Raw genomic sequence first — 18,852 nt, forward strand, 5'->3', positions numbered from 1 at the left:
GAGTTCATAGCGGCGACGTGACATCAAAGACCTCCAAATCCGAGGCCTTTCAATAACCAATCCATTCAAATAGCTAGCCTATTTATGAGTGCACGGCCTAATGGTCATCGCCATATTTTTCATGAACGCCATTTAGCTGCGTTACAGCACTAACCGTCGGATCGCTAACGAATTTACGCATCGTGTCATTGGTAATTCGTCTCAGCGAAGAAATACCACCTCATCAGAGATACTTCCGACTGATGTTTCCGATATTTGATTCGATTGATGGATGACGAAAGATTTTCGTTTTTTCAAAACAAGCTATATTTCATTTATCAGCATCGGAAATATAGACGAAATACTCATATAGAAACATTCATTTACATTCTAGCCCCAAACAGAACAATCTGTAGATGTATTATTGATTTACTGAAATCAATGAGGATACTGATTATGAAGAAAATATTTGCCGCAGCAATCGCGCTTTCCTTTCTTGGCGCTCCCACTGCATTTGCTGCCCAAAGCCACATTTCCTCCGGTCTTGTCCATCAGGTCAAGGTAATCAAAAAGGCTAAGGCAAAAAAGCCAGCCCCCAAAAAACGCGCGAAAAAGCCTGTCAGAAAGCCTGTTAAGAAGCCGATCCGGCATTAATACGCGGTCGATCTGAATTGAAAAAGCCATCGTCGCTTCCCACGTCGAGGCGACGATGGCTCTAACAAGAGCAAATATAATAAATCACAACGTAAAGATCAGCGAACGGACTTAGTTTCCCTTGCCGCCGCGATAAATATTCACGCCGAGCTCGCGGATTTTCTTGCGCAGTGTATTGCGGTTGAGGCCAAGCAGATCCGCTGCCTTGATCTGGTTGCCGCGCGTTGCCGTCAGGCAGGCCAGGATCAGCGGATATTCAAGCTCAGCCAGCACACGGTGATAAAGCCCCGGTGGCGGCAAGTCGGCACCGAATGAAGCGAAATAACGCTGCATGTTTTGCTCGACCGCTTGCGAAATCGTGACATTCTCCGCATCGCCCGTTACCGCTGGAATCGTGTCGGGCTTCGACAGTTCCGCCTTCAACTCGGTTTCGATGATTTCCGGCGAGATTTCTTCCTGCGGATAGAGCGCCGCCAGCCTGCGCACCAGATTTTCCAGTTCGCGCACATTGCCCGGCCATGGATAGCGGCGCATCATGTCGAGACCGGCATTGGTAATGCGCTTTTCAGGCAAGCCCTCTTCAGCAGCGCGCTTAAAGAAATGACGCACCAGATCGGGCACGTCCTCACTGCGCTCACGTAGCGGCGGCAGCCGCAACGGCACCACATTCAAACGGTAATAGAGGTCTTCGCGGAACAGGCCCTGAGCAATCAGCTGGCGCAGATCCTTGTTGGTCGCGGCCACAATGCGCACGTCGGTCTTGATGGGCGTGCGTCCGCCGACTGTCATATATTCGCCCTGCTGCAACACGCGAAGCAGGCGCGTTTGCGCTTCCATCGGCATATCGCCGATTTCATCGAGGAAAAGCGTGCCGCCATTGGCCTGTTCGAAGCGACCACTCGAGCGATTCTGTGCGCCCGTAAAAGCGCCCTTCTCGTGGCCGAACAGTTCCGATTCGATCAGATCGCGCGGGATGGCAGCCATATTGATCGCAACGAACGGTCCCTTGCGGCGGCGGCCATATTCATGCAGCGCGCGGGCGACCAGCTCCTTGCCGGTGCCGGATTCGCCTGTCACCATCATGGTCAGGTCGGTCTGCATCATACGCGCCAGAACGCGATAGATTTCCTGCATCGCAGGCGAACGGCCGACAAGCGGCATATTCTCGCCGGGCTCGTCGTGGAGCGTGGCAATCGGCTTATTCTTTGGTTCGGACAGAGCGCGACCGACAATATTGATCAGTTCCGTCAGGTCGAACGGTTTCGGCAGATATTCATAAGCGCCGGCTTCCGAGGCGCGAATGGCCGTCATGAACGTATTCTGGGCGCTCATCACCACAATCGGTAGATCAGGCCGCATCTTCTTGATGCGCGGCAGAAGGTCGAAAGCATTTTCGTCCGGCATCATCACATCGGTGATCACCAGATCGCCATCGCCAGCCGCCACCCAACGCCACAAGGACGCGGCATTCGACGTCACTCGCACATCGTAACCGGCCCGGGAGAGTGCCTGATTGAGCACAGTGCGGATCGCCGCATCGTCATCCGCCACCAATACGGTACCCGTCGGGCGTCCTGCTATCATGCGTCGTCTCCGGTATAATCAGTCGTGAATTTGCTTGGCCGGGAAGCAACATCCGAGCTTTTCCAGGCAGGCATAAGAATGCGAAAAGTGGTGCGCGACGGATGGCTGTCGCATTCGATGATGCCGCCATGATCGCCGATGATTTTTGCCACCAGGGCCAATCCAAGGCCCGAACCGTTGGTCTTGGTCGTCACAAACGGATCGAAGAGATGCGGCAGCATATCCTGCGGCACGCCGGGTCCATTGTCGTGAACGCAGAATTCCAGCGGCAGCGCCACGCGGTCGCGCGCACCTGGCACCTGAAGGCGAATACCCGGACGATAGGCCGTCGAAAGAAGAATTTCTCCGTGGTCGCGGTCGCCAATGGCCTCAGCTGCATTCTTCACCAGATTGAGAAACACCTGCACAAGTTGGTCGCGATTGGCGAAAACCGGTGGCAGTGACGGATCGTAATCTTCCGCGAAACGGATATGGCGGGCAAAACCATTGCGCGCCACGGCCTTCACATGGTCCAGAACCGCGTGAATATTCACCGCGGTGCGCTCGATGGGTCGCTCGTCGGAGAAAACCTCCATCCGGTCTACCAGTGACACGATACGGTCGGTTTCATCGGTGATGAGCCGCGCCAATGCACGATCCTCATCGCCGACCACCTGTTCGAGCAACTGCGCCGCGCCGCGAATACCCGATAGCGGGTTCTTGATCTCATGCGCCAGCATCGAGGCAAGACCGGTAACCGAGCGGGCAGCGCCGCGATGGGTCATCTGGCGGTCGATCTTTTCCGCCATGGTCTTTTCCTTGAACAGGATGACCACAGCGCCTGGCATTTCAATGACGGGCGCAACATAAAGATCAACGATGCGTTCAGCACCAAGACGCGGTGAGGAAATATCAACGCGATATTCATTGACCGGCATCTGGCTGGCACGAACCTGATCGATGAGAGCCAGAAGCGGGCTGCCGAAAGGCAGAAAGCTCTCCAGCCGGTTGCGCGCCAAGATGGACGAACCGGAGCGGAAAAACTGCTCGCCGTCCAGATTGGCATAGACAATGTGATTGTCAGGCCCGACCATAATGACCGGCTGGCTGATCGCATCCAGAATAACTGAAGGGATGCTGCCCTTTTCTTCTCTTTCGCGCATCAGGCGACCTTTCTGAACGCCGATTTCAACTCTGGCGCATCAGTCGTCCGCGTCGCGAAAATCCGGCGCAGCGCGTCAACAACCTTTGCGGGATCGGTCAGCGTCATAACTTCCGCCTTATCCGCTGAGGTCAAAGCCTCTCCGGCATGACGATCCAGATACCAGCCAAGATGCTTGCGCGCATGGCGAATACCCGTTTTGCTACCATAATGGTCGAGCATATCTTCGTAATGCATTATAATATAATCGATAATCTCTGTTTCGGATTGCGCCGATGGTGAACTGCCCGCAATCAGACCCGGCAGCCATGGCTGTCCATAGGTAGCCCGTCCAACCATCACCGCATCCGCACCGGACCGGCGGCGAATCTCTTCAGCGTCTTCACGCGACGACACATCACCATTGGCGACGAGCGGAATTTTCACCGCATCGCGCACGGCGCGAATGGCGTCCCAGTCGGCATGACCTTCATAGAACTGGCAGCGTGTACGTCCATGCACGGTGACCATTGCAATACCCGCATCTTCGGCACGCTTGGCCAGTTCCGGCGCATTGATGCTGTTTTCGTCCCAGCCAAGCCGCATCTTCAGCGTGACCGGCACCTTCACAGCAGCCACAGTCGCCTCGACAAGCGTCATGGCGTGATCCAGATCTCGCATCAGCGCCGATCCGGAATAGCCGCCGGTTACTTTCTTGGCCGGGCAGCCCATATTAATATCGATGATATCCGCGCCCTCGCCTGCGGCGATCTTGGCAGCCTCGCCCATCCAATGCGCTTCGCGCCCGGCAAGCTGAACCACATGCGTGCCCAGACCTTCGCCCGACAGGCGCAGCAGACTTTCCTTGTGACGATTGCAAAGTTCCGCGCTGGCGACCATTTCCGAAACGACCATTCCCGCTCCGGCAGCAGCTGCGCGCTTGCGAAATGGCAAATCGGAGACGCCAGACATCGGCGCCAGAAAAACGCGATTCTTGAGCACCACGCCACGGATATCCAAGGGCTGATCGATAGAAGTCACAAATAAATGCCTATTTCATGTGCATGATGCATAACGCACACACTTTAATCAGTTCGTCTTTTGAACGCAAGGAAAAGCACGCAGATAGCGTTGCATTTTGCGCCATTTGAGAAGTACGCTTTAACTTATTGTTTTTATGCGTATCTTTACTCCAAAAACAGCTTCCGCTTTTGGCGGGCATGCTTCTCGAATATGCAATAAATCAATTGCAGTCTGGCATTTGTCGATGCAAGGCATTATTCGGCTTCCAAGCGACCAACTTTGGCAAAGGCGAAGATCATTTCGAAAACAGCAGCGGTCATTGTGGCAGCCGGCCGGGGCGAACGGGCGGGGCAAAGCGTCGAAGGGCCGAAGCAATTTCGGCGCATCGGCGGCGAAGCCGTGCTCGCACGGACGTTGCGCGCCTTTATCGACTGTCCGCTGGTCGACAAGATCGTTGTCGTCATCCATCCGGACGATCACCTGCTTTATGAACGCGCCGTACCGGAGAGCCACGAAGACGTCATCGTCGTGACTGGTGGCCCGACACGGCAGGAATCCACGCGACTAGGGCTCCTCGCCCTCAAGGACCACGCGCCGCATTATGTGATGATCCATGACGGCGTGCGCCCCTTCATCACGCAGGGACTGCTCGAACGGATCGTCGGTAACCTGACACCGGAGGAAGGCGTCCTCCCCGCGCTGGCCGTTTCAGACACACTGAAACAATCGGCCATAGACGGAACGGTCAAGACCACTGTACCCCGCGCAGGTCTATTTGCGGCGCAGACCCCGCAGACATTTCCCTATGCGCCTATACTCGACGCACACGAAAAAGCCTTCGCCATCCGTCGCACGGATTTCACGGACGATGCCGCCATTGCCGAATGGCAGGGCCTCGCCGTGCGCATCATCGAAGGCTCAGCCGACAACACAAAGCTTACCTGGGCAAAGGACATTGAAATGGCAGACAAGCGCCTGCGGCAAGACCACGCCGCCTTTCCGGATATTCGCACGGGCAATGGCTATGACGTACATTCCTTCGAGCCGGGCGACCATGTCACGCTCTGCGGCGTGAAAATCCCGCATGAAGCAAAGCTCAACGGCCATTCCGATGCCGATGTGGCGCTTCACGCCCTCACCGACGCCCTGCTCGCCACGCGCGGCGCAGGCGATATCGGTACACATTTCCCGCCATCGGACCCGCAATGGAAGGGCGCGGCCTCGCGCATCTTCATCGAGCATGCAGCCAAGATTGTTCGCGAGGCTGGCGGACGCATCGCCAATGTCGATGTGACACTGATCAGCGAAGCGCCGAAGGTCGGGCCACATCGCGCTGCCATGACGGAAGCACTCTGCGATATGTTGGGCATTGCCGCCGACCGCGTATCGATCAAGGCCACGACCAACGAAAAGCTCGGCTTTGTCGGTCGCCGTGAAGGCATTGCCGCCATTGCCACGGCGACTGTCATTTATCCCGGTGAGGTGCCGGAATGAGCGAACTCGTCGCAGAGAGGGAAGCAATCGCAGTGCTGGAAGCCTGCCGCAAGGCTGGTCTGATGATTGCGACCGCGGAATCCTGCACCGGCGGGCTGATTGCTGGCGCCTTGACCGACATTGCCGGTTCGTCCGATGTAGTGGATCGTGGCTTCGTCACCTATTCCAATGAAGCCAAGAATGAAATGATCAGCGTGCCGATGGAACTGATCGGTCAGGTCGGCGCTGTCTCGAAGGAAGTGGCGATTGCCATGGCCGAAGGCGCGCTGAAGCATTCGCGCGCAGGCATCAGCATTGCAGTCACCGGCGTTGCGGGCCCCGGCGGCGGCTCGGACGAAAAGCCTGTTGGACTTGTCCATATAGCCTCCGCGCGCAACGGCCAGCCAACGCTGCACCGCGAATGCCGTTTCGGCCCAAAAAGCCGGGCGGAAATTCGCCATGCAACGGTTCTTGCCGCGCTGGAACTGGTACTGACAAATTTGCGCGAGGCATAAGCCAACACATGTACTTTCCACACTGCCGCCCTATCCTCTGCTTATCAGTTCAAGATGAGGAACATAGGCAATGCGTTTCAAAGGCAAAGTGGCCATCGTAACGGGCGGGGCAAGTGGTATTGGGGAAGCGACGGTCCGGGCTTTTATACGTGAAGGCGCCAATGTCGTCATTGCCGATTATGCCGATCACGGCCAGCAACTGGCCGACGAACTTGCCGGAACACACCAGCAGGCCATTTTCATCAAGACCGATGTAACAAAAACCAAAGCTGTTCAGGAGCTTATTGCCCGAACAGTGGAAAATTACGGTCGTCTCGACATCATGTTCGCCAATGCCGGTATTGCGGCGGACGGCCCCATCGACGAGCTTGACGAAAGCGCCTGGCAGAAGACCATCGACATCAATCTGACCGGCGTTTACCTCTGCGATAAATACGCAATCGACCAGATGCGTTCGCAAGGTGGCGGCGTCATCGTCAATTGCGGATCGATCCACAGCCATGTCGGCAAGTCAGGCGTGACGGCCTATGCCGCGGCAAAGGGCGGTGTGAAGCTTCTGACCCAGACGCTGGCTATCGATTATGGGACGCAGAATATCCGCGTGAATGCCGTCTGCCCCGGCTATATCGACACACCGCTTCTGAAAGATGTTCCGGACGATAAGAAGGACGCTCTGGTTGCCCTGCACCCGATGGGCCGCCTCGGCCGCGCCGAGGAAGTAGCAAGCGCCGTTCTGTTCCTCGCCAGCGACGAGGCTTCGTTCATCACAGGATCGTCACTGATGGTGGATGGGGGCTATACGGCGCAGTAAGCGCCGTTTGATTAGAGACCGTAGATCTGGTCGGCGCGCTTTTCGAAGGCTTCAGAGAATTTCTTGAAGGCCAGATCGAACATCGTGCCCATCAGCAGGCCGAGTGTGCGGCTCTTAAATTCATAATCGATGAAGAATTCGACGTCGCAATAGGCTTCGTCCTCGACAGACTTGAACGTCCAGCGATTATCGAGATAGCGGAACGGGCCGTCGAGATATTTGACGTCGATGACGCTATCGTCTGGCTTCAACAGCACCTGACTTGTGAAGGTCTCGCGGATCAGCTTGTACCCGACCGTCATGTCAGCAATCAGCAAAGCCTTGCCGTCACGCTCCTTGCGGGAGCGGATCGACAAGGCTTCGCACATTGGCAGAAACTCCGGGTATTTCTCGACATCCGCCACGAGCGCGAACATCTGATCGGCCCGGTGATGCACCCGTCTGACGGTCGTAAATTGCGGCATGTTTTACGATGCCCGGTTCGCAATCTGCGTTTCGCGGGCAGCTTTTAGCTTTGCAAAATCGTCGCCAGCGTGATGCGAAGAACGCGTCAGAGGGCTGGAGGCGACCAGCAGGAAGCCCTTGGTCTTGCCGATGGTTTCGAACGACTTGAATTCGTCCGGCGTCACAAAGCGAATAACCGGATGGTGCTTGCGGGTCGGCTGCAGATACTGGCCGATGGTCATGAAATCCACGTCAGCCGAACGAAGATCGTCCATCAGCTGCAAGATTTCATTCCGCTCTTCGCCGAGGCCAACCATGATGCCAGACTTGGTGAAAATGGTCGGATCGAGTTCCTTGACGCGCTGCAACAGGCGGATCGAGTGGAAATAGCGTGCACCAGGACGAACCTTCAGGTAACGCGACGGCACAGTTTCCAGATTGTGGTTGAACACGTCCGGGCGTGCCTTGACGACGATTTCCAATGCGCCTTCCTTGCGCAGGAAGTCCGGCGTCAGAATTTCGATGGTCGTTGCAGGCGCAGCGGCGCGGATAGCAAGAATAACGTCGGCGAAATGCTGTGCGCCCCCATCAGCCAGATCGTCGCGATCCACTGAGGTGATAACCACATGCGTCAGACCCATCTGCTTGACGGCCTTGGCGACATTTTCCGGTTCATTCGGATCAAGCGGCGTCGGAATGCCGGTCGAAACATTGCAGAACGCGCAGGCGCGTGTGCAGATTTCGCCCATGATCATGAAAGTGGCGTGCTTCTTTTCCCAGCACTCGCCGATATTCGGGCAGCCAGCTTCTTCACAGACGGTCACGAGCTTGTTGGAACGCACAATTTCGCGCGTTTCATTATAGCCGCGCGAGACCGGAGCCTTGACGCGAATCCAGTCTGGCTTCTTCAGGACTTCATTGTCCGGGCGGTGCGCCTTTTCCGGGTGCCGCAGACGTCCGCTCTGGTTGACCGTATTGAGAACTGTAACCATGCTGTTTCCTGCCTATCCGGAGCCTGTTCCCAAGAGAATGTGGAACGCTCCTTAATTCGGTCCGGTCCTAAGCCCTGACCACAGACCTGTCAACTTGGACCATTTGCTACTCATCGCCGCGCAGCCATGCCGAGAGCCCTGAAAACCAGAGCCCAGATCAGGCCGAAGACCAAGCCGCCAACGCCAAGCGCCAAAGTAAGCGTCCAGACACCGTACCAGCCAGCGAGCGCCAATCCGTTGACCGATATGGTGTTACCGCCGAGCAGACTCAAGACGCCAGCTACAAATCCCAGCGCCAGACCAATGACAGTACACCATTTTATGATCGGCCAGGCGGCACGCCGCCATGGCTCTCCATTTTCGATCAGCGGAATGTGCGCAACTCCTGCTGTTTAAGCGGTATTCACCCGCACAATCCTATCCGAAAAGTCTGCAACTTTTCGGGATTATGCGTTCAGCACACGGCCATAAGCGTCGAGTACGCTTTCCTTCATCATCTCCGAAAGGGTCGGATGAGGGAAGACCGAATGCATCAGCTCTTCTTCGGTGGTCTCAAGGTTCATGGCAATCACGAAGCCCTGGATAAGCTCGGTGACTTCCGCGCCAACCATATGCGCGCCCAGAAGCTGGCCTGTCTTCTTGTCGAAGATCGTCTTGACCAGACCCTGATCTTCGCCGAGAGCAATCGCCTTGCCGTTGGCCGTGAAGGAATAACGACCGACACGAATGTCGAAACCCTGTTCCTTGGCCTTGGCTTCCGTCAGGCCAACCGAAGCAACCTGTGGGTTGCAATAGGTGCAGCCCGGGATCTTGCCCTTGTCGAGCGAATGCACATTCGGAACGCCTGCAATCTTTTCGACGCAGATCGTGCCTTCATGCTCGGCCTTGTGCGCCAGCATCGGCGGACCGGCAACGTCGCCAATGGCGTAGATGCCTTCGACATTGGTCTTGCCATAGCCATCAATGACAATGCAGCCGCGATCCGTCTTCACGCCGAGCGCTTCAAGGCCGAGATTCTCGATATTGCCCTGAACGCCAACAGCCGAAATCATCCGGTCGACAGTCAGCTTCTGCACCTTGCCGTCCTTGGTTTCGATGGAGGCCGTGACGTTGTTGGCGCCCTTCTCCACTTTCGTAACCTTGGCGTCGGTGATGATCTTGAGGCCGCGCTTTTCAAGCTGCTTGCGAGCGATGGCGGAGATTTCCGCATCTTCCACCGGCATGATCTGCGGCATCACTTCCACAACCGTCACATCGACGCCCATGTCGTGATAGAACGACGCGAATTCGATGCCGATTGCGCCTGAACCCATGACCAGCATCGACTTTGGCAAATCCTGCGGCACCATGGCTTCGAAATAGGTCCAGATCAGCTTGCCGTCCGGCTCGATGCCAGGCAGCGCACGCGGACGCGCACCAGTCGCGACGATGATGTGCTTGGCCTTGTAGCTGCCCTCGCCCAGCACGCCCTTCGGCACTGGGTTCTGCGGCAGCATTGGCTGCTTCGAGGTCTTGCCGACGGTGATCTCGGCGGGATTGGAGCCGGAAGCACCCTTGACGAGCTTAGCTTCGCCCCAGATCACATCGATCTTGTTCTTCTTCATAAGGAAGGCGACGCCGCCGTTAAGACGTGCCGAAACGCCGCGCGAACGCTGCACAACAGCTTTCACGTCAGGCGTGATAGTGCCTTCCAGCTTCAGACCGTAGTCCTTGGCATGTTCACCGAAATGCAGAATCTCCGCCGAACGCAGCAGCGCCTTGGTCGGAATACAGCCCCAGTTGAGGCAGATGCCACCCAGATGCTCGCGCTCGACGATTGCCGTCTTGAGGCCCAGCTGCGCAGCACGGATCGCCGTTACATAACCGCCCGGTCCCGATCCAATAACAATAACGTCGTAAATGTCGGCCATAGTTCTTGCCCTTATTCCTGAAAGCGGAAAGGCCGCGCCCCTCTAAAAAGAAGGGCGCGGCTTCAATTCCATCAGACCAGCATGCCCATCGGATTTTCGATGTGGCGCTTGAAGGCCTGCGCCAGTTCGGCGGCAAGAGCGCCATCGACTGCGCGGTGATCGGTGGAAAGCGTGACCGACATGACTGTCGCCACTTTCATCTCGCCCTTCTTCACCACGACGCGTTCTTCACCGGCGCCGATTGCGAAAATGGTCGCATGCGGCGGGTTGATGATGGCGGCAAAATCCTTGACGCCGAACATGCCGAGGTTGGAGACCGAGGTCGAACCACCCTGATATTCCTCTGGCTTCAGCTTGCGATCACGCGCGCGCTTGGCCAGATCCTTCATCTCGTTGGAGATGGCGGACAGCGTCTTGTTTTCCGCGTGACGGACGATTGGCGTAATCAGGCCGCCCGGAATGGAGACGGCAACGCCGACATCCGAACGCTTGTGCTTGATCATGCCGCCTTCGGTCCAGGAAACATTGGCTTCCGGGAGATCGCGAAGCGCCAGAGCCGTAGCCTTGATGATCATGTCGTTGACGGAGAGCTTGTAGGCCGGAACCTCGCCCTTCTCTGTCTTGATCATCGGCGAAGCCGCGTTGATCTGCGCGCGAAGCGCCAGAAGCGCATCGAGTTCGCAATCGATCGTCAGGTAGAAATGCGGAACGGTCTGCTTCGATTCCACCAGACGACGAGCAATGGTCTTGCGCATGCCGTCATGCGGCACGATTTCGTAAGAACCTTCCTCGAACAGCTTGAGAACAGCATCGTCCGACATCGGCTTGGCAGCGGGAGCGCTGGCAGCAGCCTGCGGCGCAGCTGCGGCTGCTTTCGCACCGCCCGACTGAATAGCGGATTCCACATCGCGCTGAACGACGCGGCCATGTGGACCGGTGCCCTTCACGGCGGCGATATCGACGCCGGCGTCCTTGGCAATACGGCGAGCAAGCGGAGAAGCGAAAACGCGTTCGCCCTTCGCAGGTGCCTGTGCGGGCGCAGCGGCTGCCGGAGCTGCAGCAGGAGCAGCGTCCTTCTTGGCTTCGACCTTTGGCTCTTCCTTTGGAGCCTCGGCTTTTGCTTCAGCCTTGGGAGCGGCAGCGCCGCCGCCCTTTGCTGCTTCCGCGACGTCTTCGCCGTCAGCGGCCAGAATGGCGATCAGCGCGTTGACCTTGACGCCTTCGGTGCCAGCCGGAATAACCAGCTTGGCAACGGTGCCTTCGTCAACAGCCTCGACTTCCATCGTGGCCTTGTCGGTTTCGATCTCGGCAATCACATCGCCGGATGTAACCTTGTCGCCTTCCTTAACCAGCCATTTCGACAGGTTGCCTTCTTCCATCGTGGGAGAAAGCGCTGGCATGGTGATATTGATCGGCATGTCCAGACCCTTTCGTTAAGCGGAGTAGGTCACGGCTTTCACCGCTTCCACGACTTCGGCCACATTCGGCAGCGCCAGCTTTTCGAGATTTGCGGCGTAAGGCATCGGAACGTCCTTGCCCGCAATGGTCAGGATAGGCGCATCGAGATAATCGAAGGCCTGCTGCATGACCCGGGTGGCGATTTCGGTACCAACGGACGACTGCGGATAGCCTTCTTCAACGGTGACGAGGCGACCGGTCTTCTTGACCGATTCCACGACCGTCGGAATATCCATTGGGCGAATGGTGCGCAGATCGATGACTTCAACATCGATACCCTGCTCCGCCAGTTCTTCAGCAGCCTTGACCGCATAGGTCATGCCGATGCCGAACGAAACGATGGTCGCGTCCTTGCCCTGCTTGTGAATGCGGGCCTTGCCAATCGGCAGAACGAAATCATCCAGCTTCGGCACTTCGAAATGATGACCGTAGAGGATTTCGTTTTCGAGGAAGATGACCGGGTTCGGATCGCGGATTGCAGCCTTGAGAAGACCCTTCGCATCAGCAGCCGAGTAAGGCATAACGACCTTGAGGCCCGGAATCTGGCTGTACCATGCGGCATAGCACTGCGAATGCTGTGCAGCGACGCGTGCAGCAGCGCCCGAAGGACCGCGGAACACCATCGGGGCGCCCATCTGGCCGCCCGACATGTAGAGCGTCTTGGCAGCCGAATTCACGATCTGGTCAATCGCCTGCATGGCGAAGTTGAAGGTCATGAATTCAACGATTGGCTTGAGGCCAGCCATAGCCGCACCAACGCCCACACCGGCAAAGCCATGCTCGGTAATCGGCGTATCGACAACACGGCGCGGGCCGAATTCGTCCAGAAGACCCTGGGTGATCTTGTAAGCGCCCTGATATTCGGCAACTTCTTCACCCATGATGAAGACGTTTTCGTCACGGCGCATTTCTTCGGCCATGGCGTCGCGCAGTGCTTCACGCACGGTCATCGAAACCATTTCCGTGCCGGCCGGAATATCCGGATCGGAAGCGACTTCAACCTTCGGCGCAGCAGGGACGCTGGCAGCTGGCTTGTCTTCGGCCTTCGGAGCTTCCTTGACTTCTTCTTTCGGCGCTTCAACCTTGGCAGCTGGAGCCGAACCGATATCGGAAGCGCTTTCACCGTCGCCGAGAAGCACAGCAATCGGCGTATTGACCTTCACGCCTTCGGTGCCTTCTGCGATGAGGATCTTGCCGATGATGCCTTCATCGACAGCTTCGACTTCCATCGTCGCCTTGTCGGTTTCGATCTCGGCAATCACGTCACCGGACGTAACCTTGTCGCCTTCCTTTTTCACCCACTTGGAAAGCGTGCCTTCTTCCATGGTCGGAGAAAGGGCGGGCATGAGAATTTCTACGGGCATGACAACACCTTTCCCGAATTAGAGCAGAATATCCGTGTAGAGCTCGGAAACATCCGGCTCCGGATCGTTTTGAGCGAAATCGGCCGAATCAGCGACGATGTCGCGGACTTCCTTGTCGATTTCCTTCAGCTCTTCTTCGGTGGCCCAGTTCTTTTCAATCAGGCGCTGTTTGACCTGCTCGATTGGATCATGCTCCGAACGCATCTTCTGCACTTCGTCCTTCGAGCGATACTTCGCAGGATCGGACATGGAGTGACCGCGATAGCGATAGGTTTCCATTTCGAGAATCAGCGGACCCTTGCCGGAACGCGTCCACTCGGCAGCGAGTGCGGCAGCGGCAGCAACGGCGCGAACATCCATGCCGTCAACCTTGATGCCCGGAACGTTGAACGAAACGCCGCGCTTGGAGAAATCAGTCTCAGCGGAAGAACGCGAAACCGAGGTGCCCATGGCGTAACGGTTGTTTTCGATGACGTAGATCACCGGAAGCTTCCACAGCGATGCCATATTGAAGGCTTCGTAGACCTGGCCCTGATTGGCAGCGCCATCGCCGAAATAGGTGACGGAAATGTTGTCATTGCCGCGATACTTGTTCGCAAAGGCAAGACCGGTACCAAGCGGAACCTGAGCGCCGACGATACCGTGACCGCCGTAAAAGCCCTTTTCCTTGGAGAACATGTGCATGGAGCCACCCTTGCCCTTGGAGTAGCCTCCACGGCGTCCGGTCAGCTCGGCCATAACGCCGCGCGCTTCCATGCCTGTTGCCAGCATGTGACCATGGTCGCGATAGGACGTGATGATCTGGTCACCTTCCTTCAGCGCGGTCTGCATGCCAACGACGACAGCTTCCTGTCCGATATAGAGATGGCAGAAGCCACCAATGAAGCCCATGCCATAAAGCTGGCCGGCTTTTTCTTCGAAACGCCGGATCATCAGCATCTCGCGATAGGCGTGCAGCTCCTGCTCCTTGGTGAAGTTTACAGGCGCAGGTGCCTTGGGGGTAGTGACGGAAGACGTCTGCGTTTTGCCAGCAGGCGCCCTTTTAGCCCTCGGTGCCATATCTCGCTCCCTAAGATTGTCGTTATATTGTGACGTTATACGGGCATATTACAAGATACAATATGCACCCAGAGCATAGCTGCTATGCTACCAAGCCCTTAAAAACATATCACAAAAAGACAATTAACCGGAATTCAGTTAATTCGATCTGTCTTCCCGAGAGGTAATAATTGTCACTTCATCGGGATGGGAGAGATTAAGCGCTCTGCGCGCCTGCTCGTCAAGCATATCCTTTTCAATGGATCCGTCACGCAGAAGCCCGACGCGCTTTTCGAGAGCGGCACGCTCACCGCTGATTTTTTCGAGCTGCTTTGTCAGGTTCGCTTTTTGCTCTTCAAGCTGGATACGGGCGTAAAGCCCGAATTCGCCGTGATAGGCGTGGAAGCCGAAATAGCTGAGAAACGCAGCCGTCAGGATGGGCAAAATAAAGCGCCCACGGATCGATTTACGTTTCTGCTTGGTCCACATTGCGGCTTCCTTCCCGGATGTTTTTGACGGTAGCGAATCTCAAGCTGTAACCGCCAATCCGAATTCCACCATGAAGCATTATTTTGCTTAACAGAGCTTTACCGCAGCCATATGTCAGGGAAAGATTAACCCTATTTTTGTGAAACAGATTAGGTGTTCACAAGACGGTGTATTTTTCTAATTTCACTCTTAAAGAGGGAAATCGGCAATCATCATCAATCCCTGATTGCCGATTTATTTCTTGTCAGACGTCCAAACGATCACACATCGAGAATCGTTGAGAACCCGCCCATGATCATGCGCTTGCCATCGAAAGGCATCTCGCTGCCCATCGCCGCCATACGCGGATCGCTCATCATCTTCTGATTGGCCGCATCGCGCGTGGCCTTGTCGGGATACTCGAACCAGGAGAAAACCACCTCCTCATCGTCCGTTGCCTGCACGGCCCGGCGGAAGTCGGTCACCTTGCCATCGGGGACATCATCACCCCATGCCTCGACCATGCGCGTGACGCCAAACTCCTTGAACAGTTCGGCAGCAGTCGCGGCATGTTTGCGATAGATTTCCTTATTCGCCTTCGGAACGGCGACGACGAAACCTTCAATATAAGCCATTTTCTCTCTCCCTTTGTTTCCCCCCCAATACGGCTCGGGTCGGTATGGGATTGAGCCGCTTCATGTCTGCCATTCTGCTCCCACTTCAGGGCCAGCCCATGGCAACGACAATAACATTGATATCAATATAATTGGGAAGAGTCAAAACCAGGACGGAATGACATATCGATGCGGCCTCAGTCAGGGGCAACGAAAAAGGCGGGCACGGGGCCCGCCTTTCATCAAAAGCGTTGGCGATCCGATTAAAGGAATTTCAGCGCGCTGCGGCCTGCATAGCGAGCCTGCTTGCCGAGTTCTTCTTCGATACGGATGAGCTGGTTGTACTTCGCCGTACGATCCGAACGGGCCAGCGAACCGGTCTTGATCTGACCGCAATTCGTGGCAACCGCCAGATCGGCAATGGTCGAATCTTCGGTTTCGCCCGAACGGTGCGACATGACGGCGGTGTAACCGGCCTTGTGTGCGGTTTCGACGGCATCGAGCGTTTCCGACAGCGAGCCGATCTGGTTGACCTTCACGAGGATCGAATTGGCAACGCCCATGCGGATACCATCGCGCAGACGGGCCGAGTTGGTGACAAACAGATCGTCGCCCACCAGCTGGCACTTGTTGCCAACGAGATCGGTCAGGTACTTCCAGCCTTCCCAATCGTCTTCGGCCATGCCGTCTTCAATGCTGACGATCGGATAATCAGCAACGAGCTTGGCCAAATACTTGGCCTGCGCCTTCGGATCGCGGGTCTTGCGTTCACCTTCATAGACGTAGTTGCCGTCCTTGAAGAACTCGGTCGATGCGCAATCAAGGCCGATGGCAATGTCTTCACCCGGCTTGAAGCCAGCCTTTTCGATCGATTCCATAACGAAATCGAGGGCAGCCTGGGCGCTCTTGAGGTTCGGAGCGAAGCCGCCTTCGTCGCCGACATTGGTGTTGTGGCCAGCGTCCTTGAGGCGCTTCTTCAGTGTGTGAAAGACTTCCGAGCCATAACGCACGGCTTCACGGATCGACGATGCGCCAACCGGCAGAATCATGAATTCCTGAAAGTCGATGGGGTTGTCGGCATGTGCGCCGCCATTGATGATATTCATCATCGGCACTGGAAGAACATGTGCATTCGCACCGCCAACATAGCGATAGAGCGGCAGGCCGGTTGCCTGAGCGGCAGCCTTGGCAACAGCCAGCGACACGCCGAGAATGGCGTTGGCACCAAGATTGCCCTTGTTGGCAGTGCCATCAAGGTCAATCAGCGTCTGGTCGATGAGCAGCTGGCTTTCAGCATCGAGACCTGCAATGGCGTCGAAAATCTTGCCATTCACGGCTTCAACAGCCTTTTCCACGCCCTTGCCGAGATAGCGGCTGCCGCCATCGCGCAGCTCGACGGCCTCATGGGCGCCGGTCGATGCGCCGGATGGAACAGCGGCGCGGCCAAAAGAGCCATCTTCAAGCACTACGTCCACTTCGACGGTCGGGTTGCCGCGGCTGTCAAGAATTTCGCGGCCGACGATGTCGATAATTGCAGTCATAGGAGCCAGTCCTTCCCTATAGATCGCTCCGCTTATCCGCGAAGCTGCTGAACAAATCCGATGTGGGCACATCCTTAGCGAAACAAAAGGCGGAGGAAAATCCCCCGCCTTTCACAATTCGCTTGGTATTTTAATGCCCCTTGGCAATCCGGTCGAAAGCCACCAGCTTTTCCAGCAATGCTGGCATCTTGTCGATCGGTACCATATTCGGTCCGTCCGACGGCGCATTGTCGGGATCCTGATGGGTTTCAATGAAGAGGCCGGCCACGCCGACAGCCACTGCTGCGCGAGCCAGTGTTTCCACAAATTCGCGCTGTCCGCCTGACGAACCGCCCTGCCCGCCCGGCTGCTGTACCGAATGGGTCGCATCGAACACCACCGGCGCGCCAAGGCCAGCCATGATCGGCAGCGAGCGCATGTCGGAAACCAGCGTATTATAGCCGAAAGACGCGCCGCGCTCGGTAGCGAGCACATTCGGGTTGCCGCTTTCGGTGATCTTGGCCAGAACATTTTTCATGTCCCAGGGGGCCAGGAACTGACCCTTCTTGACATTGACCACGCGGCCCGTCTTTGCGGCGGCGATCAGCAGATCGGTCTGACGGCAGAGGAAAGCCGGAATCTGAAGCACATCAACAACCGGTGCGACGGCAGCGCATTGTTCTTCCGTGTGAATATCGGTCAGAACCGGAAAGCCGAATTCCTTTTTCAGATCGGTAAAAACCTCCAGCGCCTTTTCGAGACCGATACCGCGCTCCGCTTTCAACGACGTGCGGTTGGCCTTGTCGAAGCTGGACTTGTAGACGAGACCGATACCCAGCTTGTCGGTGATTTCCTTCAAGCGGCCCGCCATGTCGAAGGCATGCTCCCGCGTTTCCATCTGGCATGGGCCAGCGATCAGCGCGAAACGCGCGCTGTTGGAGAAGGTAACATTACCGACTTTGACGGAGGAATTGGCGGTCGTCATTTACTCAACACCTTCAAATACGAACAACGTACCCTGGCCCTTAGCCGGAGAAACGATGATACGGCCATCTCTTTTCAGAAACGTGACACCATTGCGGTCAAGAAGCTGCTCGACTGTCAAAAGTGAAGCAACCGTGAAGACCAGTCCCGCAAGCCGCAAACCACGGCCATGCAGTTCTGGCAACCATCCAAAGCTCTGTTCAAACTGTTTGGAAGGAAGGATCTCTATATCGGCATTGCCAGCGGTGATTTCCAGAGAACCACCGTCGTGCTTGCGCGCAGGCGCATGAAACACACCTTGCAGCAATTCCGAAAACTCTGCCGGATTTTCCTCGCAGATCAGGATTTTGCGCAGGCCGGAGACACCATTCTCATGCGCAATCAGATGCGAACGATCCGTTTTCGGATAGGCCAATCGCTGGCAACAGAAGAAAAATGCATCGGGCGCGCGCAGATCCGCAGCAAAAGCCAGACGGAAACTCGCGATCTCGCGCTTGCCTTCCCGGCTGAGAAACGCGCGGGAAAACTCGACCATACGGCCACCTGAAACCCCACGCCTTTTGAACTCGGCATGATCGGTGCGGGCATCATCGGTCTTGAAGGCTATTCCTGAAAAGCCGTCCTGTCCGCTGCGAAAGCGGTAGGCTTGATCGCGGAGAATGAAACTGTTCGAGCGACGGGCGGCGGCCACATAAAGCGGTTCGCGGTCGACTGCCAGCATTTCCAGATAGGTGTCGTCAGCAAAAAAGCTGCACACATTGGCGGTGCCGAATGGATGCCGGGCATTCGGGGCCACTGTAAATCCCAAGAGGGAAAGTCTCGCGCGCGCTTCGTCCAGTTGTTCAACCGGCAGAACCAGATGGTCGACCGAACGAGCGTTGCGCGCGAGATCACTATTCAT

The 18,852-nt window shown here is 56.5% G+C and carries 19 protein-coding genes; 3 read left to right on the top strand and 16 right to left on the bottom strand.

The features are described 5' to 3' along the window. Positions 1–417: 417 nt before the first annotated feature. From ACTJKP_RS21975 to dusB, 4 genes are all read right to left on the bottom strand, one after another. Positions 418–663, bottom strand: coding sequence for a hypothetical protein (locus ACTJKP_RS21975; protein ID WP_440632168.1), 246 nt, complete (start codon positions 661–663; stop codon positions 418–420). An 81-nt stretch (positions 664–744) separates the two neighbouring features. Further along, on the bottom strand, positions 745–2,217 hold the full coding sequence (ntrC, locus tag ACTJKP_RS21980; protein WP_440632169.1) for a nitrogen regulation protein NR(I): 1,473 nt from the start codon (positions 2,215–2,217) through the stop codon (positions 745–747). Then, on the bottom strand, positions 2,214–3,359 hold the full coding sequence (locus ACTJKP_RS21985; protein WP_440632170.1) for a two-component system sensor histidine kinase NtrB: 1,146 nt from the start codon (positions 3,357–3,359) through the stop codon (positions 2,214–2,216). Before ACTJKP_RS21985 ends, ntrC begins: the two co-directional genes overlap by 4 nt. Then, entirely contained in the window at positions 3,359–4,378 is a 1,020-nt protein-coding gene (gene dusB / locus ACTJKP_RS21990) for a tRNA dihydrouridine synthase DusB (protein WP_440632171.1), read from the bottom strand. The genes ACTJKP_RS21985 and dusB overlap by 1 nt, the downstream gene beginning before the upstream one ends. A gap of 261 nt (positions 4,379–4,639) precedes the next feature. Here dusB and ACTJKP_RS21995 point away from each other — a divergent pair, with 261 nt between their 5' ends. The 3 genes from ACTJKP_RS21995 (at position 4,640) to ACTJKP_RS22005 (ending at position 7,159) form a co-directional block, all read left to right on the top strand. Beyond that, on the top strand, positions 4,640–5,854 hold the full coding sequence (locus ACTJKP_RS21995) for a bifunctional 2-C-methyl-D-erythritol 4-phosphate cytidylyltransferase/2-C-methyl-D-erythritol 2,4-cyclodiphosphate synthase (protein ID WP_440632172.1): 1,215 nt from the start codon (positions 4,640–4,642) through the stop codon (positions 5,852–5,854). Further along, positions 5,851–6,348: a CinA family protein gene (locus tag ACTJKP_RS22000; protein ID WP_440632173.1), complete on the top strand. Its 498-nt coding sequence runs from the start codon at positions 5,851–5,853 to the stop codon at positions 6,346–6,348. Before ACTJKP_RS21995 ends, ACTJKP_RS22000 begins: the two co-directional genes overlap by 4 nt. A gap of 70 nt (positions 6,349–6,418) precedes the next feature. Continuing rightward, the gene (locus ACTJKP_RS22005) at positions 6,419–7,159 is read left to right on the top strand and encodes an SDR family NAD(P)-dependent oxidoreductase (RefSeq protein ID WP_440632174.1); all 741 of its coding nucleotides are present in this window, start codon (positions 6,419–6,421) and stop codon (positions 7,157–7,159) included. An 11-nt stretch (positions 7,160–7,170) separates the two neighbouring features. On the opposite strand, the gene ACTJKP_RS22010 is transcribed toward ACTJKP_RS22005, so the two are convergent. The 12 genes from ACTJKP_RS22010 to ACTJKP_RS22065 form a co-directional block, all read right to left on the bottom strand. Next, positions 7,171–7,623: a type II toxin-antitoxin system RatA family toxin gene (locus ACTJKP_RS22010; protein ID WP_138786789.1), complete on the bottom strand. Its 453-nt coding sequence runs from the start codon at positions 7,621–7,623 to the stop codon at positions 7,171–7,173. A 3-nt stretch (positions 7,624–7,626) separates the two neighbouring features. Next, positions 7,627–8,595, bottom strand: coding sequence for a lipoyl synthase (gene lipA / locus ACTJKP_RS22015; protein WP_078340407.1), 969 nt, complete (start codon positions 8,593–8,595; stop codon positions 7,627–7,629). 110 nt (positions 8,596–8,705) lie between these two features. After that, on the bottom strand, positions 8,706–8,867 hold the full coding sequence (locus ACTJKP_RS22020; RefSeq protein WP_176168365.1) for a hypothetical protein: 162 nt from the start codon (positions 8,865–8,867) through the stop codon (positions 8,706–8,708). A gap of 174 nt (positions 8,868–9,041) precedes the next feature. Then, positions 9,042–10,505: a dihydrolipoyl dehydrogenase gene (lpdA, locus tag ACTJKP_RS22025; protein WP_440632176.1), complete on the bottom strand. Its 1,464-nt coding sequence runs from the start codon at positions 10,503–10,505 to the stop codon at positions 9,042–9,044. Positions 10,506–10,576: 71 nt separating this feature from the next. Next, positions 10,577–11,923, bottom strand: coding sequence for a pyruvate dehydrogenase complex dihydrolipoamide acetyltransferase (locus ACTJKP_RS22030; protein WP_440632177.1), 1,347 nt, complete (start codon positions 11,921–11,923; stop codon positions 10,577–10,579). 15 nt (positions 11,924–11,938) lie between these two features. Further along, the gene (locus ACTJKP_RS22035) at positions 11,939–13,327 is read right to left on the bottom strand and encodes a pyruvate dehydrogenase complex E1 component subunit beta (protein WP_440632178.1); all 1,389 of its coding nucleotides are present in this window, start codon (positions 13,325–13,327) and stop codon (positions 11,939–11,941) included. An 18-nt stretch (positions 13,328–13,345) separates the two neighbouring features. Then, positions 13,346–14,386 (bottom strand): pyruvate dehydrogenase (acetyl-transferring) E1 component subunit alpha, encoded by a 1,041-nt coding sequence (gene pdhA / locus ACTJKP_RS22040; RefSeq protein WP_078340403.1) that lies wholly within the window; start codon positions 14,384–14,386, stop codon positions 13,346–13,348. 138 nt (positions 14,387–14,524) lie between these two features. Further along, complete coding sequence (locus tag ACTJKP_RS22045; protein ID WP_078340402.1) at positions 14,525–14,854, bottom strand: FtsB family cell division protein; 330 nt, start codon at positions 14,852–14,854, stop codon at positions 14,525–14,527. A 260-nt stretch (positions 14,855–15,114) separates the two neighbouring features. Next, positions 15,115–15,468, bottom strand: a complete 354-nt coding sequence (locus ACTJKP_RS22050; RefSeq protein WP_078340401.1) for a DUF1428 domain-containing protein — start codon at positions 15,466–15,468, stop codon at positions 15,115–15,117. A gap of 242 nt (positions 15,469–15,710) precedes the next feature. Next, on the bottom strand, positions 15,711–16,988 hold the full coding sequence (eno, locus tag ACTJKP_RS22055; protein WP_182521857.1) for a phosphopyruvate hydratase: 1,278 nt from the start codon (positions 16,986–16,988) through the stop codon (positions 15,711–15,713). A 130-nt stretch (positions 16,989–17,118) separates the two neighbouring features. Continuing rightward, positions 17,119–17,952: a 3-deoxy-8-phosphooctulonate synthase gene (gene kdsA, locus ACTJKP_RS22060; RefSeq protein ID WP_182521856.1), complete on the bottom strand. Its 834-nt coding sequence runs from the start codon at positions 17,950–17,952 to the stop codon at positions 17,119–17,121. Then, on the bottom strand, positions 17,953–18,852 hold the full coding sequence (locus ACTJKP_RS22065) for a VOC family protein (protein WP_440632179.1): 900 nt from the start codon (positions 18,850–18,852) through the stop codon (positions 17,953–17,955). It abuts the gene before it with no gap.

Source organism: Brucella sp. 22210 (assembly GCF_052045675.1).
Lineage (GTDB): Bacteria > Pseudomonadota > Alphaproteobacteria > Rhizobiales > Rhizobiaceae > Brucella.